This window comes from Streptomyces sp. NPDC096040 (assembly GCF_040303265.1).
GTDB lineage: Bacteria > Actinomycetota > Actinomycetes > Streptomycetales > Streptomycetaceae > Streptomyces.
In genome coordinates this window covers 1-21,977 of sequence record NZ_JBEOTA010000016.1, presented here as the reverse complement: position 1 = coordinate 21,977, position 21,977 = coordinate 1, and the positions used below count along the sequence as shown (strand labels likewise).

At 71.6% G+C, this 21,977-nt stretch carries 23 protein-coding genes and 2 pseudogenes; 13 read left to right on the top strand and 12 right to left on the bottom strand.

Going from position 1 to position 21,977, the window contains the following annotated elements; all coding sequences use genetic code 11:
- The first annotated feature begins 17 nt into the window (after positions 1 to 17).
- A complete protein-coding gene (locus ABTY98_RS22695; protein WP_352222746.1) occupies positions 18 to 884 on the top strand; it encodes an acyl-CoA thioesterase in 867 nt (288 codons plus the stop codon).
- Here ABTY98_RS22695 and ABTY98_RS22690 read toward each other — a convergent pair.
- Entirely contained in the window at positions 821 to 1,750 is a 930-nt protein-coding gene (locus tag ABTY98_RS22690; RefSeq protein ID WP_352222745.1) for a DUF6397 family protein, read from the bottom strand. The two genes, ABTY98_RS22695 and ABTY98_RS22690, sit on opposite strands and share 64 nt — an antisense overlap.
- Positions 1,751 to 1,877: 127 nt before the next feature.
- A complete protein-coding gene (locus ABTY98_RS22685) occupies positions 1,878 to 2,291 on the bottom strand; it encodes a roadblock/LC7 domain-containing protein (protein ID WP_352222744.1) in 414 nt (137 codons plus the stop codon).
- Between the two features lie 95 nt (positions 2,292 to 2,386).
- Here ABTY98_RS22685 and ABTY98_RS22680 point away from each other — a divergent pair, with 95 nt between their 5' ends.
- The gene (locus ABTY98_RS22680; protein WP_352222743.1) at positions 2,387 to 2,815 is read left to right on the top strand and encodes a PPOX class F420-dependent oxidoreductase; all 429 of its coding nucleotides are present in this window, start codon (positions 2,387 to 2,389) and stop codon (positions 2,813 to 2,815) included.
- A gap of 3 nt (positions 2,816 to 2,818) precedes the next feature.
- On the opposite strand, the gene ABTY98_RS22675 is transcribed toward ABTY98_RS22680, so the two are convergent.
- From ABTY98_RS22675 to ABTY98_RS22655, 5 genes are all read right to left on the bottom strand, one after another.
- Positions 2,819 to 3,424, bottom strand: coding sequence for a GTP-binding protein (locus ABTY98_RS22675; RefSeq protein ID WP_352222742.1), 606 nt, complete (start codon positions 3,422 to 3,424; stop codon positions 2,819 to 2,821).
- 227 nt (positions 3,425 to 3,651) lie between these two features.
- Entirely contained in the window at positions 3,652 to 4,065 is a 414-nt protein-coding gene (locus ABTY98_RS22670) for a DUF742 domain-containing protein (protein ID WP_352222741.1), read from the bottom strand.
- 16 nt (positions 4,066 to 4,081) lie between these two features.
- On the bottom strand, positions 4,082 to 4,519 hold the full coding sequence (locus ABTY98_RS22665; protein ID WP_352222740.1) for a roadblock/LC7 domain-containing protein: 438 nt from the start codon (positions 4,517 to 4,519) through the stop codon (positions 4,082 to 4,084).
- Positions 4,516 to 7,026, bottom strand: a complete 2,511-nt coding sequence (locus ABTY98_RS22660) for a sensor histidine kinase (RefSeq protein WP_352222739.1) — start codon at positions 7,024 to 7,026, stop codon at positions 4,516 to 4,518. Before ABTY98_RS22660 ends, ABTY98_RS22665 begins: the two co-directional genes overlap by 4 nt.
- Before the next feature lie 48 nt (positions 7,027 to 7,074).
- Positions 7,075 to 7,848, bottom strand: a complete 774-nt coding sequence (locus ABTY98_RS22655; protein WP_352222737.1) for an MHYT domain-containing protein — start codon at positions 7,846 to 7,848, stop codon at positions 7,075 to 7,077.
- Positions 7,849 to 7,998: 150 nt separating this feature from the next.
- Here ABTY98_RS22655 and ABTY98_RS22650 point away from each other — a divergent pair, with 150 nt between their 5' ends.
- Entirely contained in the window at positions 7,999 to 8,598 is a 600-nt protein-coding gene (locus ABTY98_RS22650; protein WP_352222736.1) for a class I SAM-dependent methyltransferase, read from the top strand.
- On the opposite strand, the pseudogene ABTY98_RS22645 reads toward ABTY98_RS22650, so the two are convergent.
- Positions 8,595 to 8,828 (bottom strand): annotated as a pseudogene (locus ABTY98_RS22645) (alpha/beta fold hydrolase); the annotation flags it as partial. The gene ABTY98_RS22650 and the pseudogene ABTY98_RS22645 sit on opposite strands and share 4 nt — an antisense overlap.
- A gap of 177 nt (positions 8,829 to 9,005) precedes the next feature.
- On the opposite strand from ABTY98_RS22645, the gene ABTY98_RS22640 reads away from it, so the two are divergent.
- Both ABTY98_RS22640 and ABTY98_RS22635 read left to right on the top strand, forming a co-directional pair.
- Positions 9,006 to 9,302, top strand: a complete 297-nt coding sequence (locus ABTY98_RS22640; protein ID WP_352222735.1) for a hypothetical protein — start codon at positions 9,006 to 9,008, stop codon at positions 9,300 to 9,302.
- Between the two features lie 144 nt (positions 9,303 to 9,446).
- Entirely contained in the window at positions 9,447 to 10,289 is an 843-nt protein-coding gene (locus tag ABTY98_RS22635; RefSeq protein WP_352222734.1) for a hypothetical protein, read from the top strand.
- Positions 10,290 to 10,339: 50 nt separating this feature from the next.
- Here the strand turns inward: ABTY98_RS22635 and ABTY98_RS22630 are convergent, their stop codons facing one another.
- The gene (locus tag ABTY98_RS22630; RefSeq protein ID WP_181809683.1) at positions 10,340 to 10,522 is read right to left on the bottom strand and encodes a tail-anchor membrane protein; all 183 of its coding nucleotides are present in this window, start codon (positions 10,520 to 10,522) and stop codon (positions 10,340 to 10,342) included.
- Between the two features lie 464 nt (positions 10,523 to 10,986).
- On the opposite strand from ABTY98_RS22630, the gene ABTY98_RS22625 reads away from it, so the two are divergent.
- Positions 10,987 to 11,406 carry a hypothetical protein gene (locus ABTY98_RS22625; protein WP_352222732.1) on the top strand — a complete coding sequence of 140 codons (420 nt, stop codon included), beginning with the start codon at positions 10,987 to 10,989 and terminating at the stop codon, positions 11,404 to 11,406.
- On the opposite strand, the gene ABTY98_RS22620 is transcribed toward ABTY98_RS22625, so the two are convergent.
- Positions 11,392 to 11,970: a hypothetical protein gene (locus ABTY98_RS22620; RefSeq protein ID WP_352222731.1), complete on the bottom strand. Its 579-nt coding sequence runs from the start codon at positions 11,968 to 11,970 to the stop codon at positions 11,392 to 11,394. The genes ABTY98_RS22625 and ABTY98_RS22620 overlap by 15 nt on opposite strands.
- 184 nt (positions 11,971 to 12,154) lie before the next feature.
- Positions 12,155 to 13,321, bottom strand: coding sequence for a xylose isomerase (xylA, locus tag ABTY98_RS22615; RefSeq protein ID WP_352222730.1), 1,167 nt, complete (start codon positions 13,319 to 13,321; stop codon positions 12,155 to 12,157).
- A 195-nt stretch (positions 13,322 to 13,516) separates the two neighbouring features.
- Here xylA and xylB point away from each other — a divergent pair, with 195 nt between their 5' ends.
- From xylB to exaC, 7 genes and pseudogenes are all read left to right on the top strand, one after another.
- The gene (xylB, locus tag ABTY98_RS22610; RefSeq protein ID WP_352222729.1) at positions 13,517 to 14,962 is read left to right on the top strand and encodes a xylulokinase; all 1,446 of its coding nucleotides are present in this window, start codon (positions 13,517 to 13,519) and stop codon (positions 14,960 to 14,962) included.
- Positions 14,963 to 15,028: 66 nt separating this feature from the next.
- A complete protein-coding gene (locus tag ABTY98_RS22605) occupies positions 15,029 to 16,237 on the top strand; it encodes an ROK family protein (protein ID WP_352222728.1) in 1,209 nt (402 codons plus the stop codon).
- Between the two features lie 251 nt (positions 16,238 to 16,488).
- Complete coding sequence (locus tag ABTY98_RS22600) at positions 16,489 to 17,076, top strand: APC family permease (RefSeq protein WP_352222727.1); 588 nt, start codon at positions 16,489 to 16,491, stop codon at positions 17,074 to 17,076.
- Positions 16,974 to 17,417, top strand: a pseudogene (locus ABTY98_RS22595) (acetamidase/formamidase family protein); the annotation flags it as partial. The gene ABTY98_RS22600 and the pseudogene ABTY98_RS22595, both read left to right, overlap by 103 nt.
- A gap of 48 nt (positions 17,418 to 17,465) precedes the next feature.
- Entirely contained in the window at positions 17,466 to 18,071 is a 606-nt protein-coding gene (locus ABTY98_RS22590) for an N-acetylmuramoyl-L-alanine amidase (protein ID WP_352222726.1), read from the top strand.
- A gap of 52 nt (positions 18,072 to 18,123) precedes the next feature.
- Complete coding sequence (locus ABTY98_RS22585; protein ID WP_352222725.1) at positions 18,124 to 19,416, top strand: GAF domain-containing protein; 1,293 nt, start codon at positions 18,124 to 18,126, stop codon at positions 19,414 to 19,416.
- 95 nt (positions 19,417 to 19,511) lie between these two features.
- Entirely contained in the window at positions 19,512 to 21,035 is a 1,524-nt protein-coding gene (exaC, locus tag ABTY98_RS22580; RefSeq protein WP_352222724.1) for an acetaldehyde dehydrogenase ExaC, read from the top strand.
- Positions 21,036 to 21,196: 161 nt separating this feature from the next.
- Here exaC and ABTY98_RS22575 read toward each other — a convergent pair whose 3' ends face one another.
- Positions 21,197 to 21,712, bottom strand: coding sequence for a site-specific integrase (locus ABTY98_RS22575; protein ID WP_352222723.1), 516 nt, complete (start codon positions 21,710 to 21,712; stop codon positions 21,197 to 21,199).
- Positions 21,713 to 21,977: the final 265 nt, after the last annotated feature.

Below are 21,977 nucleotides of genomic sequence, written 5' to 3'. Positions count from 1 at the left end.
ACAGGAGAACACCACCCATGACGAACCCGGCCGAGAGACTGGTCGACCTGCTCGACCTGGAGCAGATCGAGGTCAACATCTTCCGTGGCCGCAGCCCCCAGGAGTCCATCCAACGGGTCTTCGGCGGCCAGGTGGCGGGCCAGGCACTGGTCGCCGCCGGCCGCACCACGGAGGGCGACCGCCCGGTGCACTCGCTGCACGCGTACTTCCTGCGCCCGGGCCGGCCGGGCGTGCCGATCGTGTACCAGGTCGAACGGGTGCGGGACGGGCGGTCGTTCACGACGCGCCGGGTCACCGCCGTGCAGCACGGCCGTACGATCTTCAATCTGACCGCCTCCTTCCACAAGCCTGAGGTGGGAGCTTTCGAGCATCAGCTGCCGCCGGCCCGCGAGGTGCCGCACCCGGAGTCGCTGCCGCCGCTCGCCGAGGAGATCCGCAAGCATCTGGGCGAGCTGCCCGAGCAGTTGGAGCGGATGGCGCGCCGCCAGGCCTTCGACATCCGTTACGTCGACCGGCTGCGCTGGAATCCCGAGGAGATAGCGGGCGCCGAGCCGCGGAGCGCCGTGTGGATGCGCGCCGTCGGTCCGCTGGGTGACAATCCGCTGGTGCACACCTGCGCGCTGACCTACGCCAGCGACATGACCCTCCTGGACGCGGTGCGGGTCCCCGTCGAGCCCCTGTGGGGGCCACGGAACTTCGACATGGCCTCGCTGGACCACGCCATGTGGTTCCACCGCCCGTTCCGCGCCGACGAGTGGTTCCTGTACGAGCAGGAGTCCCCGGTCGCCACGGGTGGCCTGGGCCTGGCCCGCGGGCAGGTCTACGACCTGGAGGGGCGGCTGCTGGTGTCGGTCGTCCAGGAGGGGCTGTTCCGGGCCTTGTAGTACAGACGCAGCCAGCCGCGCAGGCCGCGCGGATGCCCCGGTCGCTCCGGTACTGGGTGCTGCGATGGCATGGCAGGGGGGTGCGCTTGCTCGGCAGGGCGAGGCGCGGGGTGAAACGTGCGGGCCTCCGCCACGGCCCGTGCCAGGTCGTTCCGGAACCACTCGATCTCGTCCGGCTCGTCCGCGGTCATCAGCTCCTCGGCGAGCAGCGCGGCAGGCGAGCCAGGTGCGCCGTGGGCGGGCGGAGCCGGCCGGAAGCCCTTTACGTAGGCTCGCTCGTGGGCGTTCGTCAGCGCGTCGTCGATCTCCCCGGGGTCCAGAAAGCCGGCCACCACTCCGGCCCGCTCCCACGGGCCGTCCGCCCCCCGCAGCAGGAAACCGCAGTGGCGTCCGCGCCAGTTGCGAGCCCGCTGGTCCGCTCCCGCCCTCAGACGGTCACGCAACTCCTCGGGCGTACGGCCGGTGAGCAGGCGTGCGTTCTTCTCGTCAGCCGCGAACTGCCGTAGCTCCTCGGCGAGATAGAGCCAGACCACGGCCCGATAGCGGTTCGGGTACCAGGTTACGGGAGTCACCAGGCCGAGTTTCGCGAAGCGGGTGAACCTGCCCGCCGGGATCTCCATCAGGGCCGCGCCCTGGGTCGTACCGACAACTCGCACGCTCTCGCGGAGGGCTTCGGCCTGGGTCTGGAGCCGCACGATCTCGGCCCGGGGCACGCGACGGCCTCCGCCGCCTTCGTCGGGCACCGTGCGGATCCGGCCAAGATGCACCGCGAGGTCGAACTCGCCTCGCCTGAGGCCCAGTTCACGGGCGGCGCGGCTGAACGTGCAGGTGAGCGGGCGGGGTCGGGCGATGGTGTTGGTGGACATGGTCGTTCTCCCCCGTGGAGCGGGTGGCTCGCGCCCGGTGCGCTCGCCGTGGAAAAGACCGTAGCCGCTCCCGCGGATCTGATGGCGGGCCTGTGGATAACTCCGCAGCAGAGGGTGAACCCGCAGGTCAGAGGTCGACTACTGAGGAACGCTCCGGTTGCCGGGCATCCACGCCGAGGTGTTCGCCGACGCGGTTGACGAGCAGTGTCATCTCGTAGGCGATCCGGCCGATGTCCGCCTCCGCGCCGCTGAGCACGCACAGACAGCTGCCGGTTCCGGCGGCGGTGACGAACAGGAGCGCGTCGTCGTACTCGATCATCGTCTGGCGTACCTGGCCCGCGCCGAAGTGGCGTCCTGAGCCCTTGGCAAGGCTGTGCAGCCCGGAGGCGACGGCGGCCAGATGCTCCGCGTCCTCCCGGCGAAGGCCCGTGCTCGCTCCCGTGACCAGCCCGTCGTTCGACAGGACCAGCGCGTGCCGTACGTGCTCCACACGCTCGGTCAGGTCGTCGAGCAGCCAGCCGAGTCCCTGGTTCTGCGCCATGTCGTAACGTCTCCCCGTGTGCCGTCTCCCCCTGGCTGGAGGATCTCCCCGCCAGCCTTCCCCACCACCGGCGTCCGGGCAAGGAGGATGGGGACATGGCACAGAAGATGACCGACGAGGAATGGCGGGGGTTCGTCTCGCACGGCACCCGCACCGGCAAGCTGTCCACCGTCAACGCCGACGGCAGCCCGCATGTGGCCCCCGTCTGGTTCCTGCTGGACGGGGACGACCTGGTCTTCAACACCGGCAAGGAAACCGTGAAGGGGCGCAATCTCGCCCGCGACGGGCGTGTCGCCTTCTGCGTGGACGACGACCGGCCCCCCTTCCATTTCGTGGTGCTGAACGGGCACGCCCGGCTGTCCGAGGAACCGGGTGAGTTGCGTGATGCGGCCACCAGGATCGCGGCTCGTTACATGGGAGAGGAGCGCGCGGAGGAGTTCGGCGCCCGCAACGGCGTCCCGGGCGAGCTGCTGGTCCGTGTCACCGTGGAGAAGGTGGTGGCGCTCAAGGACCTCACGGGCTGAGACTCAGCCCACCGAGTCCAGGAGCCGGGCGGTGTGCATGCGCCCGGCGTACTCGATGAGCCGGATCAGCACCTCCTTGCCGGAGTCCCGGTCACGGGCGTCGCACAGCACCACGGGCGTGCCCTGGTCCAGGTCCAGGGCCCGGGAGACATCGTGCGCGCCGTAGCTACGGGCGCCGACGAAACAGTTGACAGCGACGACGAACGGGATGTGCCGGTGCTCGAAGTAGTCGACCGCCGGAAAGCAGTCCTCCAGTCGGCGGGTGTCGGCGAGGACGACGGCGCCGAGTGCTCCTTGCGACAGCTCGTCCCAGAGGAACCAGAAGCGGTCCTGGCCCGGGGTGCCGAAGAGGTACAGGGAGAGTCCGGAGCGGATGGTGATGCGGCCGAAGTCCATGGCGACGGTGGTGGTGACCTTCTGGTCCACGCCGTCCGTGTCGTCCACCAGCTGGCCCGCTTCGCTGAGCATTTCCTCGGTGCGCAGCGGCCGGATCTCGCTGACGGCGCCGACCAGGGTCGTCTTTCCGACACCGAAGCCGCCGGCGACCAATATCTTGAGCGCCATGGCCGACGTGTCGTCGGCGGCGGGCTCGGAGTACTCGGAGACCATGATCACTTCTCTCGGGAGGGCCGGCTGCGGTCGGCATGCTCTGGAGGTCCGGGATGTTCGGCGGCCCGTGGCCCGGAATGCGCGGGACACCACTCGGTGCGCCCTGTGTGCCCCGTGCACTCGGGACGCGAAGCCAGCATCATGACAACTGCGGTCCCGTCGGGGGCGGTAGGACCGTAACGCGTCTGATCTGACCGGTGCGCGTCCGGTTGGTTCCGGATGCTCATCTACAGTGCCCGCAATCCCGCGATGACCTCGCGCAGAATCCGTTCGTCGGGAAGCTGGGCCGGGGGCACCGGTCGGCTCACGGTGACGCAGCTCAGTTCCAGCAGGTCGCCCAGGAGCACCCGGACCACGCCCACGGGGAGGTCGGCGCCGGCGGCGAGCTCGGCGACGGACTGTGTCTCCACCCGGCACAGGTCGATCAGCGCCCGGTGTTCGGGGCCGAGCGCGGTGTCGCCGTCGGCGCCGGGCGCGCCCGGGTCGAGTGTGACCAGGGCGATCAGGTCGAACCGCACTCCGGTGGGGCCGGGTTTGGTGCGACCGCCGGTCACGGCGTAGGGGCGGACGAGGGGCCCGGCCTCGCCGTCGTACCACTGGCTGCCCGGATCGCGCGGGGCGTCGGTCGTGTACTCGGTCATCGGTGACGCTTCCGGCTCATCCGGCGGCGGGCGGCCGGGCGGCGACCCGGGGCGCGGTGTAGAGATGCTCGCCGACGCGCTTGACCAGGCGTGCCATCTCGTAGGCGACCAGGCCGATGTCGGCGGTTACGGCGGTGAGTACGGCGAGGCAGGAGCCGTCGCCGGCGGCGGCCACGAAGAGGAAGGCGTCGTCCATCTCGACCATGGTCTGGCGCACCCCGCCCGCCCCGAAGTGCCGTCCCGTGCCCTTGGCGAGGCTGTTGAAGCCGGAGGCGACGGCGGCGAGGTGCTCCGCGTCCTCACGTCTGAGGCCGGTCGAGGCGCCGACCGCGAGGCCGTCGTTGGAGAGCACCACGGCATGCCGTACTTCGTCGACGCGCAGCACCAGGTCGTCCAGCAGCCAGTCGAGTTCGCCGGAGGGCCGGTCTGGCCTCATGCTCGGGTCCTGGATCATGCGCGGTCTCCTTCGGTGCTGTCGGTGCCCTCTTCGGGTTCCGGGGTGGCTCCGCAGCCGGGTTGCCTGCCGCCGCCGCGCGCCCAGCCGTCGCGGTAGGCCGCCATGCGGTCGCGGACGAGTTCGGGGGTGCGCTCGTCCCGTCGCCGGGCGGGCGCGGGTTCCTCGGTGCGTGGATCGCGCAGTTGGGGGGCGAGGCTCGCCTGGCGTACCCGGCGGGGCAGGTCGTCGTCGCGGGGCTCGGAGTCGTGCGGCGGGCGGTGCGGCCTCAAGGTCGTGACTCCGGGGGGTGGTGGCTCGGGCGCCTGGTGCGGGGAGGTGTGGGCGGTGGTGGCGAGAGCGGGCCGGGTGGCGGGGGCGGCCTGGGGAAGGGCGGCGCCGGGCACGCGCGCGTACTCGCGTTCCGGTGCCTGTTCGGTGCCGGCCGCCGGACGGCCGGATCGTTCCGCCGCGCCACCGTGCAGCAGGGCTTTCGGCAGCAGGACCACCGCGGTGGTACCGCCGTAGGGGGAGGTGCGCAGATGCACCTTGATGTCGTGTCGGGCCGCGAGCCTGCTGACGACGAAGAGGCCGAGCCGGTCGCTGTCGAACAGATCGAGGGCCTCGGACTGCTCGATGCGCCGGTTGGCCTCGGCGAGGGTCTCCTGACCCATGCCGAGTCCGCGATCCTCGACCTCCAGGGCGTAGCCGTTGCCCACGGGTTCCCCGGTGATGCGCACGCGCGTGTGCGGCGGTGAGAACTGGGCGGCGTTCTCCACGACCTCGGCGAGCAGATGGGTGAGGTCGGCGACAGCGGCGCCGACGACGGCTGCCTCGGGGAACTGGCGTACCTCCACGCGCGCGTAGTCCTCGACTTCGGATACGGCGGCCCGGACGACGTTGGTCAGGGAGACCGGCAGGCGCCAGGCCCGGCCGGGGGCCGCCCCGGAGAGGATGATCAGGCTCTCCGCGTGGCGGCGCATGCGGGTGGTGAGGTGGTCGAGGCGGAAGAGGTCGCTCAGTTCGTTGGGGTCGTCGGAGCGGCGTTCCATGCTGTCCAGCAGGCTCAGCTGGCGGTGGACCAGGACCTGGCTGCGGCGGGCGAGGTTGACGAACACACCCGAGATGCCGCTTGCGAGTTCGGCGCGCTCCACGGCGGCACGCAGGGCGGCACGGTGCACGGTGCCGAGGGCTTCCGCCACCTGTCCGGTCTCGTCCTCCGCGGGCGGCCCCGAGGGTGCCTCCGCGCGGATGTCGATCTCCTCGCCGGCCCGGAGTCTGCGCATGGCCTCGGGGAGCTTGCGCCGGGCGATCTCCAGGGCGCTGTTGCGCAGGCTCTCCAGCTCGACCACGAGGCCGCGTCCGATGCGTACGGAGATGACGAGCGAGGCGGCCACGGCGAGGAGGCCGAGGAGGACGGCGGCTCCGGCCGGGGTGAGCAGACCGCGTGCGAACGGATCCGCCCGGCCCGCGACCGCCTGTGCCGTACCGGTCTGGACAGCTCGCATTCCGTCCTGCACGCGCGCGTGAGCGGTGCTCCAGGTCGCTTCCGGGGCCGCGTCGACCGCCTTGGCGCCGGGTGCGCTTGCGAGGATCTTGTCCTCGGCGTCGCCCAGCGCGGTGTAGTCGTCGCCGCCTGCGAGCCGGCGCCAGGCGGTGCGCTGTGCGCCGGGCAGGTCGGCGGCGGCCGCGTCGGTGAGGACACGGCGGGTGTCGACGGCACCGGTGAACAGCCGCAGTCGCTCGCCGTCGAGGCCGCCGGCCAGCCGGGCTCCGGCGAGGACTGCGTCCTCCTGTGCCAACGCCTCGCCCGCGCGGGAGAATTCGAGCAGCACGCGCGCGTCGGCGCCCATGTCGTCGGCCTGTACGCCGGTGAGGGCGCCGTCCACGGCGAAGGCCATGGCGATGGTCTGCGTGTACCGCCCGTAGGTCTCCTCCCAGCCGGCGCCGCGGCTGCGCACCGCCGTCCGCAGCGTGCGCAACCGATCGGCACCGGTGACGAAGGTCTGGAGGCGCTGGGCGACACCGGCGGGCAGCTCCTCGCTGTCGGCGACGGTGCTGTCCTTGCCGAGCCGCAGCTCGGCCACGGCCTGGTCGGTGTCCGCGCCGAGGGCCTTGAGGTCGCCGGCCTGTTCGGCAGTGGGCTCGGTCGCGTATCGGACCGCGGCGGTGCGCTCGGCCTGGAGCGCGGCCACGGCGTCGGCGACCGGGGTTCGCAACGCGGCGTCGACGCGCTGGGACTGGCGCAGCCGGGAGACTTCCTGTGCGGTGGTGACCGTGGCGTACCCCCACAGGGCGAGCAGGGACATGACCGGCACCATGAGCAGGCAGACGACCTTGGCCCGCACGGTGCGGGGACGGATCCGCCAGCCTCGGGGGGGCGTGGGCGCGTTGTCCGCCGCCGCGGTCCCGAGGACGTCGTCGACCGGTTCGTCGGCGGGTGGTCCGGCGTGCGCGCGGCGGCCGCGTGCGGGCCGCGGGGACGGTGTCTGCGGGCCTGCTGTGGGGGTCCTACGGGGTGTACGCATGGACTCCTCGCTCGGGAGTGGGTCGGGGCGCCGCGGGGCCGGGCCGGGTCAGCGTGCGGCGCTCGTGACGGGCCGCTGGGCCGAGGCGGACGCCTCGCGCTCCCCGGCCGTGGGCGAGAGTGCGACAAAGGCCGAGGTGAGGAAGAGATAGGACCCGAGGCCCACGGCGAGGGGGAAGATGAACTGCATCGCAGTGGCCCCGGGCAGCGGGGTGCCGGAGGGCGTGACGTGCACGCTGACCGCGAACATTCCGGTGTAGTGCATGCTGCTGACGGCCGCCCCCATGACCAGGGAGGCGATGGTGACGGCGACCGGTGACTTGATGTTCAGCGCCGCCCACAGGGCCGCGGTGGCGGCGACCACGGCGATGAGCACGGAGAGCCCGACAAGCATCGGGTCGTAGTGCACGTCGCCGTGCAGCCGGACGGCCGCCATGCCGAGGTAGTGCATGCTGGCGACGCCCACACCGGTGGTGAGCCCGCCCAGCAGAAGTGCTCGGTTGTGGTCGCGGCTGTAGCCGACGGCGAAGACGCCGGCGGTGACCACGATCACGGCGACGAGCAGGCTGAGGATGGTCAGCGGCACGTCGTAGCGGATGTCGGTGCCGCTGACACCGAAGCCGAGCATGGCGACGAAGTGCATGGTCCAGATGCCGGTGCCGATCGAGGAGGCGGCGGTGAGGAGCCAGTTGCGGCGCGAGCGGCCGGTGCTGCCGAGCGCGCGGACGGTGCAGCGCAGCCCCAGTGCGGCGCCTATGCAGGCCATGACGTACGACAGCACGGGGGTCAGCCAGCCGAAGGTGGCGTGGTCCAGGTGTCCCATGGCCAAGGGACGCTAGGGGGCACGGAAGCACAAAGGGGGCGCATTTCGAAAGGTGTTGCAATATGACTCGGAGATGTGCCGGAACGATCGCGTCCGGCTCGAACATGCGCGCAGGGTCGTCCTCCTTGACGGTGAGGGAACATGCGGAACATGAGCGATGACCACACGCACGTCCAGGAGTTCTTCACCGCGCGAGCGGCCGACTGGGACAGCAAGTTCCCCGACGACGGTCCCGCGTACGCGGCGGCCGTGACCGAGTTGGGGCTGCGCACGGGTGACCGGGTGCTCGACGCGGGCTGCGGCACGGGGCGCGCGCTGCCGCCGCTGCGCGCGGCCGTGGGGCCCTCGGGCGCGGTCCTCGGGATGGATCTGACCCCGGCGATGCTCCAGGCCGCCGTGCGGGCCGGCCGACACCGTGACGGGCGGTTGCTGCTCGCCGACGTCGCGGCGCTGCCGGTGCGCTCGGAGTCCCTCGACGCCGTGTTCGCCGCGGGTCTGATCGCTCACCTGCCCCGGCCCGCGCAGAATCTCCGGGAGTTGGCGCGCGTGGTCCGACCCGGCGGCACCCTCGCCCTGTTCCATCCCATCGGCCGGGCCGCTCTGGCGGCGCGCCAGGGACGGCGGATCACAGCCGACGACCTGCGTGCTGAGGGCAACCTCGGCCCACTGCTGGCCGATTCGGGCTGGCGCATGGCCTCGTACACGGACGACGACACCCGATTCCTCGCGCTGGCGGTCCGCGGAGGCTAGCCGACGACCGCCGCGGCGAAGGCGTCGGGACGGTCGAACATGATGTTGTGCCCGGCGCCGGGCACCGTCACCACCCGCACTCCGGACGCCTCCAGCCGGTCCCGCCCGGCGAGTTCACCGCTGAGCTCGCCCTGGAGGTAGACACGGTCGACCGTCAGCCCCTCCAGCAAGGTGCGCATGACAGGATCCGAGCCACGCCGGAGGCCCACGGCGCTGCGGTGCAGAGCGCGCGCGCCACGAGCCGCGCCGAACTCGCCTGGCTGCGCACCACCGTCGCGTCACTTGAGGCCGAGGCCGGCTGAGGCGTCCCGTCGGTGCCCTCTTCTGTCGCCGGGACTTCAACCCTACGTTCGGTAGAGGAAGACGAATGTTCGCAAGCGACAGCCGACAGGGGGAAGGTGGCCAGCATGTTCGACCGTATGCGTAAGTACGCAGACAGGCTTCGTGGCACCGGGGGCGCGGCGGTGCCGGAGCGACGTGAGAGGCGTGCGCACAACTTGTTCGAGGCCGCGGCCGCCTATGTCGCGGCGCGCGCGGCGGACGACCAGGACCGGATCGAGGAGGCGGCAGGCTGGGTGTCGCCGGAGGCGCTGTCGTTCGGGGTGAGCGAACTGGCCTGCCGTGCCGTCGTCGCGCTGGCGCGGGAGCGCGACGAGTCACCGCGGACGGTGGCGCGCGACCTCCTCGGGCTGCCGGTCGCCTGAAGTTCGCTCCCGCCGAGGTCGTTTCGTCCCTTCCCGGTGGAAAACTGCAGCTCCGCGTGTGGTGGCCGGTCGTGACAGTCGTGACAACGGCCTTCCGGTCACACTAGGGTGCGCGCCGTTGGACGAACGACTGGGGAGGCAGGCATGGCCGGGACGGACGAGGGGGCCCTCGCCGCCGCGGACGAGGCGCTGTACGTGCTCACAGCGGTGCTGCTGACGCCGGCGCAGTTTCCGAGCGTGCTGGGCGACGACTACCCGGAGGCCTGCGCGGCACTGGAGCTGGCGCCGCGGGCCGACGGCTACGGCCTGGTGCTCGGCCAGGACGGCGGCGGGGCACGCTGGACGGTCGTCGTCGACGACGTCTCGCTGGTCGCCGTCGCTATCGCGTCCTGGGACTGCGGCATGGAGCACGACCTCTCCCCGGACGAGCGCACGGTGGTCGCCGCCCTGCCCGGCTGGCCGCTCGCGGTCGCCGTGGCGGCCCCGAACGTGCCCGCCCCGCACGACCCCGGCCCCGAGATGGCGAACCGTGTCCCGCTGACCCCGCCGGACACCAGCTCCTGGGGCCCGGCGCAGCGACGGCTGGGTGCGGACGAGATCGCCCTTCAGTGGGCGGTCTGGCGGGAGCAGATCGGCGACGACCACTTCCCGGCACCGGCGCACGAGGCCCCGGAAGCCGCCGAGAAGGCCCCCGAGGACGGCGAGGCGGCCCCGAAGGGCCACCGCGGGATCCGGCGCGTCCTGACCGAGGCGCGGGCCTATGTGGACACGCCTCCGCCGCTGGGCCGGGTCCGCTCGTCGTTCGCTCCGGGCGACGCCCGTACGCTGCGCGCCGACGGGCCCGGCTGGTCGATGGTGGCCCGCACCGACGACATCGCCTTCGTGCTCCTCGACGACGAGCCCGGCGAGGTCCTGCCCGTCGGCCGGGGTCCCGAGCTCCCCGGCCTCCTCGAGGCACTCGACAAGATGGCCGTACGGCCCCTGTGAGCCCTCCCGGGCCGCACCCCGCCAGGGGGTCGCGGCCTCGGGCGGGCGGCTCAGCGGCCGATCTCCTTGCGTGTCACCCGGCGCAGCCTGCGCCGCTGCGAGGGGTCGAGGGTGAGGTAGGCGGCCACCGGGACGCCGACCACGATCAGGAACGTCACCCACCAGGGCAGCCATATCAGCAGGATGAGCCCGACCGCCACACCTCCTGCGGCGATCTTCGCGTTCTTCGACATCAGCGACGCCTCCTTCGCGGCCACTGCCGCTCTCTGATCTGAAAACGGGCCGGCGCCTCCCGCGGTTCCGGACCGCGACCCTGAGACATCCCTGACGAGCGACCCCTACTGGTCCCTGAGACCGAGTCGAACAGGTTGTGAAGCCGTCCCGCTCTCAGCGTAGTCACTCCCGGACGACTGTCGGGGGGGACGGGCTGTTCCCCGGTTGCCGGCCCTGCGGACGACGATTGCCGGTCCTGCGGAAAACCCCACTCGCACAGGCCGGTTGGCCGGATGGCCGGTGGCACCGGGGATTCGTACGGTCACGGTATGAAGCGAATGAGCAGGATACTGGTGATTCCGCGGTGTCGGTGGCGCTGACTGCGAGGAGCGCGACAGCCGTGGTCGCACAGGGATCGGGGGCACCGCGGGCCTCCGTCGTCGCGCCGACGAGGGCCGGGGCGGACGTGTCGCGAGGCGAGCTCGTGTCCGTCGAGCACCTGCGGACGCTGACCGCCCGGCAGGTCGCCGCCGAACTGTCGGGGGACGAGGAAGGGGCCTGGGACACCGGCGCCGTCCGCTACGGCCTGGACACCTTCCGGATCGTGTACCGCACGGTCGACCCCGACGGCCGGGTCACGATCGCGAGCGGGCTGCTGGCCTTGCCGCGCAACGGTGAACGGCGTCTGCGCAGCGTGTCGTTCACCCACGGCACCGAACTGTTCAAGAGCGATGTCGCCTCCGTCTCGGCGGATGTCTGGGGCCAGGCCGCCGCCCTGACTACGCTGCGGCCGGCTTCGCCACGGTGCTCCCCGACTACCTCGGTCTGGGCCTGGGTCCCGGCCCCCACCCTTGCCCGACGGGCTGTAGTGAGTTGTAGTCGGCTGGACTCACCCCAGCAGTGAGGGCAGCAACGAGTCCAGACCACTGGGTAGTTCGCCGGGGAGCTGGGACGGCCAGTCCGACGGGAGTTCGCTCGGCAGTCGCGAGGGCAGACTGCTGGGCAGCTCCGTCGGAAGGCTGAAGGAGGGCCGCGACGAGGCGGAGGCGCTCGGGCTGCTCGTGTTGGACTTGTCGCCGGGTGAGCCGTCGCCGCCGGACGCCATCAGGACGATGGAAACGACGGCCGCGGCGGCCACCAGCACGGCCAGTACGGCGAACAGCGGGCCCCTGCGCGGGCGGGGCGGCTCCGGGGGCTGCGCAGGCGTCCAGCCCACGGCGGTGGGCGGGTCGTAGTCCCCGGGCGGAGCGCCGAAGCCACCCTGCGTGGACGGGTCGTAGCCGTCGTGTGCGGGCGCCCCGGAGCCGCCATGCGGACGCCGGTCGTGTCCGTCGTCCGAAGGCTTTCCGAAGCCCTCTCCCGACGGTGGTCCGAAACCTCCGTACGGAGGCGGGTCGTAGCCCCCGTCCGGAGGCGGGGGGCCGTTCGGCGGGCCGGGCGGGCGTGGCGGTACGGGTGGCATGGCCATACCGCCAAGAGTCACCGCGCACCGGTCATCCTGCGAGCCCCACGTGGGAGTTGATACGGACTCATGCAACGGACCGCACGATTCCGGAGCATTTCCCTCGCGAACCGGTCGAGCGGGTACCGGCAACGACACGCGCGCGTGCGGGCGTTCGCTCCGAGAGCGGCCCCCACGCGCGCGTAGGCGTTCAGCCCCGGGCGCCCAGCAGGTGGTCCATCGCCAGCTGGTCGAGCTGCTCGAAGGCCATGCCGCGCGCGGCAACCGAGTCCGCGTCGAACTCCTCGAAGGCCGTGCGGTCGGCGAGGAGCGCCTGGAGGCCGTCCGCGGCCGTCGGCTGGGCCAGCTGGTCCAGACGGGAGGCGCGCAGGGCCTCCTGGACCTCCGGGTCCGCGCGGAAGGCGGCCGTGCGCTCCTTGAGGATCAGGTAGTTGCGCATGCAGCCGGCGGCGGAGGCCCACACACCGTCGAGATCCTCGGTCCGCGGCGGCTTGAAGTCGAAGTGCTTGGGCCCCTCGTAGCCGGCGCTCTCCAGGAGGTCGACGAGCCAGAATGCGGCGCGCAGGTCGCCGGCGCCGAAGCGCAGGTCCTGGTCGTACTTGATGCCGGACTGGCCGTTGAGGTCGATGTGGAAGAGCTTGCCCGCCCACAGCGCCTGGGCGATGCCGTGCGGGAAGTTCAGGCCGGCCATCTGCTCGTGGCCCACCTCGGGGTTGACGCCGTACAGCTCGGGGCGCTCCAGGCGCTCGATGAACGCGAGCGCGTGACCGACGGTGGGGAGCAGGATGTCGCCGCGGGGCTCGTTCGGCTTGGGCTCGATGGCGAAGCGCAGGTCGTAGCCCTGGGAGGTGACGTACTCGCCGAGGAGGTCGAAGGCCTCCTTCATGCGGTCGAGAGCGACGCGCACATCCTTGGCCGCGCCGGACTCGGCGCCCTCGCGGCCGCCCCAGGCGACGTACGTCTTCGCGCCCAGCTCGGCGGCCAGGTCGATGTTGCGGATGGTCTTGCGCAGGGCGTAGCGGCGGACGTCACGGTCGTTCGCGGTGAACGCGCCGTCCTTGAAGACCGGGTGGGTGAAGAGGTTGGTGGTGGCCATCGGCACGGTCATGCCGGTCGCGTCGAGGGCCTGGCGGAAGCGCTTGATGTGCGATTCGCGCTCGGTGTCGGAGGACCCGAAGGGGATCAGGTCGTCGTCATGGAACGTCACACCGTAGGCGCCCAGTTCGGACAGGCGCTGCACCGTCTCGACCGGGTCGAGGGCGCGGCGGGTGGCGTCACCGAACGGGTCCCTTCCCTGCCAGCCGACGGTCCACAGGCCGAAGGTGAACCTGTCCTCGGGGGTGGGCTGGAAGCTCATGCCGCGACTCCTTGCTTGGTGACTGTGCTGCTGGCTGTCTGCCGGCTATTTCGTCATGGCCGTTTACAAATTAGTATGCCGACGCATCCCTGGGAAGGGTCACCATGGCCCCGAGGGACGAAATCCGGGTCGCGACACCCCGACGAACCGGGAAAACTGCAGGTCAACCGCGAGCCGCGGAAAAGGGAGAGCCCGATGTCAGCAGCCGAGGGTCCGCTCGTCGTCGGCGTGGACACGTCCACCCAGTCCACCAAGGCGCTGGTGGTCGACGCGTCCACCGGCCAGGTGGTGGCGAGCGGTCAGGCGCCGCACACCGTGTCCTCCGGCGCGGGCCGGGAGAGCGATCCGCGTCAGTGGTGGGACGCGCTGTGCGAGGCGCTGCGCCAGTGCGGGGACGCGGCGCACGAGGCGGCTGCCGTGTCGATCGGCGGGCAGCAGCACGGTCTGGTCACGCTGGACGAGCGGGGCGAGCCGGTGCGGCCGGCCATGCTGTGGAACGACGTCCGTTCGGCGCCCCAGGCGCGGCGGCTGATCGAGGAGCTGGGCGGCCCGAAGGCCTGGGCGGAGCGCACCGGCAGTGTTCCTGGCGCCTCGTTCACGGTCACCAAGTGGGCCTGGCTGGCGGAGCACGAGCCGGAGGCGGTCCGCGCGACCAGGGCCGTACGACTCCCCCACGACTACCTCACCGAGCGCCTCACCGGGCAGGGCACGACCGACCGCGGTGACGCGTCCGGCACCGGCTGGTGGGCGTCGGCGACCGAGGCGTACGACGAGGAGACTCTTGCGCACGTGGGCCTGGACCCGGCGTTCCTGCCCCGGATGGTCCGCCCCGGCGAGGTCGCCGGCACCGTGCGGGACAGCCACGAGCTGCCGTTCTCCAAGGGCACCCTGGTCGCGCCCGGTACGGGCGACAACGCGGCGGCGGCGCTGGGGCTCGGGCTGCGTCCGGGCACCCCGGTGCTGAGCCTCGGCACGTCGGGCACGGTGTACGCGGTCTCGAAATACCGTCCCGCCGACCCCACCGGTACCGTGGCGGGCTTCGCCGACGCGCACGGCGACTGGCTGCCGCTCGCCTGCACGCTGAACTGCACCCTGGCGGTCGACTGGGTCGCGGCGCTGCTCGGCCTGGACCGCGAGGCCGTCGAGCCCGGCACCTCGGTCACCCTGCTGCCGTACCTGGACGGCGAGCGCACCCCGAACCTGCCGAACGCCTCCGGTCTGCTGCACGGCCTGCGCCATGACACCACCGCCGGTCAGCTCCTGCAGGCCGCCTATGACGGCGCCGTGCACGCCCTGCTCGGCGCCCTGGACCTGGTGCTCGACGAGGACGCCGACCGGACCACGCCGCTGCTGCTGATCGGCGGCGGCGCCCGGGGCCGGGCCTGGCAGGAGACGGTACGGCGGCTGTCGGGGCGCCCGGTGCAGGTGCCCGAGGCGAAGGAGCTGGTCGCCCTCGGCGCCGCCGCGCAGGCGGCCGGGCTGCTGACCGGCGAGGACCCGGCGGCGGTGGCACGGCGCTGGAACACGGCCGCGGGGCCGGTGCTGGACGCGGTGGAGCGGGACGCGGCGACGCTGGACAGGATCTCCGGGGTACTCTCCGACGCGGCCCCACTGCTGGAGCGGGCACCGGAGGACCGCTGACCGGGCGGGACGCCGGTCGCAGGACCGCCCGGGGAACTTTCCAGGGGACTGAGGATTGATGGAGGCATGACCGCACCGCTGCACGAGGCCCGCCCCACGGCGACCGGCCGCGCCCTGCCGGACACCCAGCAGGGCATGCGCCGGCGCAACCTCGCGCGCGTGATGCACGCGGTCAGTGACGAGGGTTCGCTGTCGCGGGCCGCGGTCGCCTCGCGCATCGGTCTGACCAGGGCGGCGGTGTCGACCCTGGTGGACGAGCTGATCCGCTGGGGCCTCCTGGAGGAGCTGGGCCCCGAGCGGCCCAGCCGCGTCGGACGGCCGGGTTCCGCGCTCGCGGTGAGCGGGCGCGGGCCGGCCGGTATCGGCGCGGAGGTCGGGGTCGACCATCTCGCCGTGTGCGCGGTGGATCTGCGCGGCGAGATACGCACACGCGCCGTACGGCACGGCACGAACCGGGGCCGGGATCCACGGCCGGTGCTCGAGGACCTGACCGCGCTGGTCCGGCGGGTGGTGGCCGAGGCGGAACGGGACGGTCTGTGGCCTGCCGGTCTCGCGGTCGCCGTTCCCGGCCTGGTGGCCCGTGACGGGCACACGGTCGTCCACGCCCCGAACCTCGACTGGCACGACACCGACCTCGGCGCGCTGCTGCCCGCGGACCTCCCGCTGACGGTCGACAACGAGGCCAACTTCGGTGCCCTGGCGGAGCTGTGGCTCGGTGACGCCACCCCACCGGATTTCCTGCATGTCTCCGCGGAGATCGGTATCGGCGCCGCGGTCGTCGTGGACGGCCAGCTGCTGCGCGGGAAGCGGGGTTTCGCGGGCGAGCTCGGCCATGTGCCGGTCCACCCCGACGGGCCGCGCTGCGCCTGCGGCGGACGCGGGTGCCTGGAGCAGTACGCCGGTGAGGAGGCGGTGCTGCGCGCGGCCGGTCTCGAACCCCGTGAGGACGCGGTGGGCCTGCTCGCGCAGCAGGCTGGCGAGGACCACAAGGGGGTACGGCGCGCCCTGCACGACGCCGGTACGGCCCTGGGCATCGCGCTGACCGGCGCCGTCAACCTCCTCGACCCCGAGTCGGTGGTCCTCGGCGGCGCCCTGGCCGGCCTCGCCCCGTGGCTCCTCCCGTCCCTGATGACCGAACTGGCCGACCGCACCACCGGCCCGGCCTGCCCGGTCACCGTCTCCCGACTCGGCCCTCAGGGCCCCCTGCTGGGCGCCGCCCACTCGGTGGTCCGTGCCGTACTGGACGATCCGGCGAAGGTGGCGGAACGGGTCTGAGGGCCGACTGACCAACCGGTCTGAGGGCTGGCTTCCCCACCGGTCCGAGGCCCGTCCGACCAGCGGCTGTCCGCGGCCGGCCGGGCGCCCGCGCTTCTTGCCTCACCCGTTCGGGTGGCAAGGTTTTCCACAACCGCCGCCCCGTCCACGGAATCACTCGGCGCCCTTCTGCCCAACCCGCAAGCGCCGTACCGTGATTCACGCGAGGCGGTCCGTGGGACCGATGAGTTCACGCACGTCGGGGGGTGTGTATGGCCGGAGAGGTGACCGCAGGGCTGCGACGGGACGCGGTCGGGTTGCGGGAGGTTCTGTTCCAGAGCATCACGGCGATGGCGCCTGCCGCCGCTGTCGCCGCGTCCATTCCGTCAGGGGCGGCCTTCGCCGGGGGCAGTCTGCCGCTGGCGGTGGTAATCGCTCTGGTGGCCTGCCTGTTCACCGCGTCGTGTGTGGCCGAGCCGGCTCGGGAATTACCGGCGGCGGGCTCCGTGGCCACGTATGCGGCGCGGGGACTGCGTCCGGCCGTGGGGTTCCTGGTCGGCTGGGGCCATGTGTTCGTGGAGGCGCTGGTACCGCCGTTGCTGCTGCTCCAGCTCGGGTTCACCGCGGCGGGCACCCTGCATGACGAGTGGGCCTCCTGGCCGGCGGATCTGTGGTGGCCGTGGTCGCTCGCCGGTGCCGCCGTCATAGCCGTCACCGGGTATCTGGGGTGCGAGCCTCGGCGCGTTTCGGGACGGTCCTCGGGGTCTTCGAGATCGCGGGGGCGCTGCTCAGTCTCGGCGACGGGCACGCCCGGCAGGGCGAGGGCGAGAGCTGCGGCGTGGCCGTCGAGTGCGCGATGAACACCGTGGTGATCGTCGAGCTCCTGAAGGGGCTCGCGACGCCGTGGCCCCGGCTGGAGTCGGACACGCACATCGTCTCGACGGGGTCGGCGCGCCCCCTGGAGGACGCCTTCCGAATATCCCAGCTCGACCTGGTGCAGTGGCTGGTGCGCGACTACGGGTTCGCCGAAATGGACGCCTACCAGTACGCCACTCAGACGGTGGAATCGCCGTTGGCCAACGTGTGCGACACCAACTACACGTGTGCGGCCAAGCTCCGCAAGGAGTGGTTGCCCGCGCGCGAGACTTACCGCGGACTGCACGCGCGGCTGCGCGAGTCGGCCGCGGCCCTGCGCCGCTGACCACGACTCCCCCATGCTTCAGGCACGCTTCCGAAAGGCACCTCATCCATGGACAGGGCACGACCGCTCCCCAGCAGGCGACTGCTCCTGAAGGGTGCGGCCCTCGCCGCCCTCCCGTACGCGCTGCTCCCCGAGAGCCGCGCCGGCGCGCAGACCGGAGTCGTCGACTATCCGAAGGCCGAGTGGCAGGCGGCGAGCGGTGAGAACCGCACGTCGGCCCAGCGTCCCGACGAGTACGACATCGACCGGGTGATCATCCATGTCACACAGCAGTCGTACGCCGGCACGCTGTCCATCTTCCAGAACCCGAAGAAGCGGGTTTCCGCGCACTATCTGGTGCGTTCGGCCGACGGCCATGTGGCGCAGTGCGTCCGGGAGTCGGATGTCGCCTGGCACGCGGGGAACTGGGACTACAACACACGCAGTGTCGGCATCGAGCACGAGGGTTGGGTGAACAAGCCCGAGTACTTCACCGACGCCCTGTACGCGGAGTCGGCACGGTTGACGGCGTCGATCTGCGACAGATACGGCATCCCGAAGGACCGCGACCACATCATCGGCCATGTCGAGGTGCCGGGGACCGACCACACCGATCCGGGCACGCACTGGGACTGGGCCCGCTACATGAGACTGGTCGGCCAGTCCTCGGAGTGAGAGCGAGTGAGAGTGGTCGAAACGGTTGTCGGCGCGGACACCCCGAGTGACGATGTCCCCAGCCGCATCGCCGTCCGGGGAGGCCGAGTTGACCGATCCGTGGGTGGCCCTGGAGCCGGGCGCCGACCCTGCCGAGCGCGTCCGGGTGCTGCGGCGGGCGCATGAGACGTTCACCACGGTGGGTACCGTGCCGCGCCCGGTGCGGTCGGTGGTGGCCGAGTCGTGGCGGCGTTCGTCACGGGCCGGGGTAGGACCGGACGGTGCGGCGCGGGTGGAGCTGACGGACGGCGATCTCGGGGCCTATCGGGCGGAGCATCCGCTGGCCAGGGTGATGCCGCTGGTACGTGAGCTGATGGGCACGTTCGCGGCGGACGGCGAGCATCTGCTGGCGGTGTGCGACGCGGACGGCAGACTGCTGTGGGTGGAGGGGGATCCGGCGACCCGGCGCCGGGCGGACCGGATGAACTTCGTGCCGGGCGCGCGCTGGTCGGAGACCGCGGTCGGCACCAACGCGCCGGGGACGGCGGTGGCCGTGGACCGTCCGGTGCAGGTGTTCGCGGCGGAGCACTTCATCCGCCGGGTGCAGCCGTGGACGTGCGCGGCTGCACCGGTGCACGATCCACGCACCGGGCGGCTGCTGGGCGCCGTCGACATCACCGGTGGCGACCGGCTGGCGCATCCGCACAGCCTGGGCTTCGTCCAGGCGGTGGCGCGGGCCGCCGAGTCGCAGCTGGCGCTGCTGGATCCGCCCACGCCCGCCGACGCGGCGCCCGCGCTGACGGCGCTCGGCCGTGACGAGGCCGAACTCCGCCTGGATGGCCGGCGGATCAGGCTCGGCCGCCGGCACAGCGAGCTGCTGGTGCTGCTGTCCCGCCACCCGGAGGGGCTGACCGGCGACGAGCTGCTGTGCGCGCTCTACGAGAACGAGTCGGTGACACCGGTGACACTGCGGGCCGAACTGACCCGGCTGCGGCGGCTGCTGGGCCCGGGCCTGCTCGCCTCCCGGCCGTACCGGCTGACCGCTCCGGTCGAGTGCGACGCGACCGTCGTCGAGCGGCGGTTGGAGGCGGAGGCGGTGGCGGCGGCCATGACCGCGTACCCGGGTCCGCTGCTGCCCGCTTCGCAGGCGCCCGCGGTCGTACTGCTCAGGCAGCGGCTGGCGGACGGTCTGCGGGCAGCGCTGATCGCGCACCGTGACCCCGATCTGCTCGCGGACTGGGCACACGCTCCGTGGGGCGACGACGACATCGAGGTGTGGCGGGCCCTCGCGGCGGTCCGGCCGACGGCGGTCGTACGGAGCCGGTTGACCGCGCTGGAGTCCGAGTTGGCGGTGCCCGCGCGCTGACCTGCGGTGCAACGTGGGGGCAACGTTCGCTTCTCTAGCCTGCGCGCCGGAGCTGCCCAACGGCGGGCAGCGCATCTGCGAGGAGGCAGGCCACCATGACCCGTTACGCGGCACCCGGCACCGAGGGTGCGATCGTCTCCTATCAGGCGCGCTACGACCACTTCATCGGCGGCGAGTACGTGCCGCCGGCCCGGGGGCAGTACTTCGAGAATCCGTCGCCGGTGAACGGACAGCCGTTTACCGAGGTCGCGCGGGGCACCGCCGAGGACGTGGAGCGGGCGCTGGACGCGGCGCACGCGGCAGCGCCGGGCTGGGGCCGTACGTCGGTGACGGAGCGTTCCGACATCCTCCTCAAGATCGCCGACCGGATGGAGGCCTACCTCGAACCGCTCGCGGTCGCGGAGAGCTGGGAGAACGGCAAGCCGGTGCGGGAGACGCTGGCCGCGGACATCCCGCTCGCCATCGACCACTTCCGCTACTTCGCGGGGGCGATCCGCGCGCAGGAGGGTTCGCTGGGCGAGATCGACGACGACACGGTGGCGTACCACTTCCATGAGCCGCTCGGGGTCGTGGCCCAGATCATCCCGTGGAACTTCCCGATCCTGATGGCGACATGGAAACTCGCGCCCGCCCTGGCCGCCGGCAACGCCGTCGTCATCAAGCCGGCCGAACAGACCCCCGCCTCCATCCACTACTGGATGAGTCTGATCGCGGACCTGCTGCCGCCGGGCGTGGTGAACATCGTCAACGGCTTCGGTGTGGAAGCGGGCAAGCCGCTGGCGTCCAGCCCGCGGGTGGCGAAGGTGGCGTTCACCGGGGAGACCACCACCGGGCGGCTGATCATGCAGTACGCCTCGGAGAACATCAAGCCGGTCACCCTGGAACTGGGCGGCAAGTCCCCGAACATCTTCTTCGACGACGTCTGGGCGCACGACGACGACTTCCGGGACAAGGCCCTCGAAGGCTTCACGATGTTCGCGCTCAACCAGGGCGAGGTCTGCACCTGCCCGTCCCGGGCCCTCGTCCAGCGCGGCCACTACGCCGAGTTCATGGCGGCGGCGGTCGCCCGCACCCAGCAGATCAAGCCGGGCCACCCTCTCGACACCGACACGATGATCGGCGCGCAGGCCTCCAACGACCAACTGGAGAAGATCCTCTCCTATCTGGACATCGGCCGGCAGGAGGGCGCGAAGATCCTCACGGGCGGCGAACGCGTCGAGTGCGATGGCGAGTTGAAGGGCGGCTACTACGTCCAGCCGACCGTCTTCGAGGGTGACAACCGTATGCGGATCTTCCAGGAGGAGATCTTCGGCCCGGTGGTGTCGGTGACGTCGTTCGACGACTTCGACGACGCGATCAAGCTCGCCAACGACACGCTGTACGGCCTCGGCGCGGGCGTCTGGACCCGCGACACCAACACCGCGTACCGCGCGGGCCGCGCGATCCAGGCGGGCCGGGTGTGGACGAACTGCTACCACGCGTACCCGGCGCACGCGGCGTTCGGCGGCTACAAGCAGTCGGGGATCGGCCGCGAGAACCACAAGATGATGCTGGAGCACTACCAGCAGACCAAGAATCTTCTGGTGTCGTACTCGCCGAAGAAGCTGGGATTCTTCTAGACACACCAAGAAAGGCGCCTGACCAGGGCTTTCAACCGTCAGGCGCCTTTCGCTCAGGCCACCCTCGACCGAGCCCGGCTTGCGCGCTAACTCCCAATTCCTCCCACGACTGCACCCCTCCTGACCAGTGCCTCCGGACCAGTCACGGACCAAACCCTGGTTCAGCGCTCGGGTACGTCACCTTGACTGACGCGCTGCCACTCGTTCATGGACTGCTCGATGAGACGGTTCGCCTGCTCTCGAAGGCCGTCAAGGAACTTGGCGTAGTGGCGGAAGAGAACCTCGATGCTCTGGCCGGCGCGGCGGGCGCACTCGGCCGGGTCCACTCCGGAGTAGAGCCAGAACGAGATCCCGGCATGCCGGAGATCGTAAGGCCGCTTGGCCAGGCGAGAAGAGCGCTCAGTACGAGTCAGGGCATATTCCCGGGCCCGTGCCCACGTGATGCCGTAGGCGGCAGCGTCCACGTAGTTACCAGCCTGGTTCCGGAAGAGCCGACCGTCAGATGCCACGTCGAACCGATTCACATGGGCACGCAGCATGCGCACGAACTGCGGTGGGATGGGAACAGGCCGCGTCGCGCTTGCCGCACGACGCTTGAGCGAGTGCACCTCGTGCACCTCACCGTCGTCGGTCCAGTCCTTGCCAGACGTGACAACCCCGCCCGAGAGGTTCAGCATCCCCCATCCCGTCTTAGGCAAGTGGCATTGATCGATCCGAAGGTGGATGACCTCAGCTGGCCGCATAGCCGCGAAGTACATGCAACCGAAGAATGCTTCAAGATGAGGACCCCGCCCCCGCTGGCGAGCAACGGCCTCGAGCAGCCGAAGTACCTAGTACTACAGCCGGCGGTTTCACGGTGAGTGAGCGCGGGCAGCGCGGGTGCGGTAGTGGCTGGTTCGGGCTCGGACTTGGTGGCGGGTGCGCCAGCGGTGCCAGTGCATG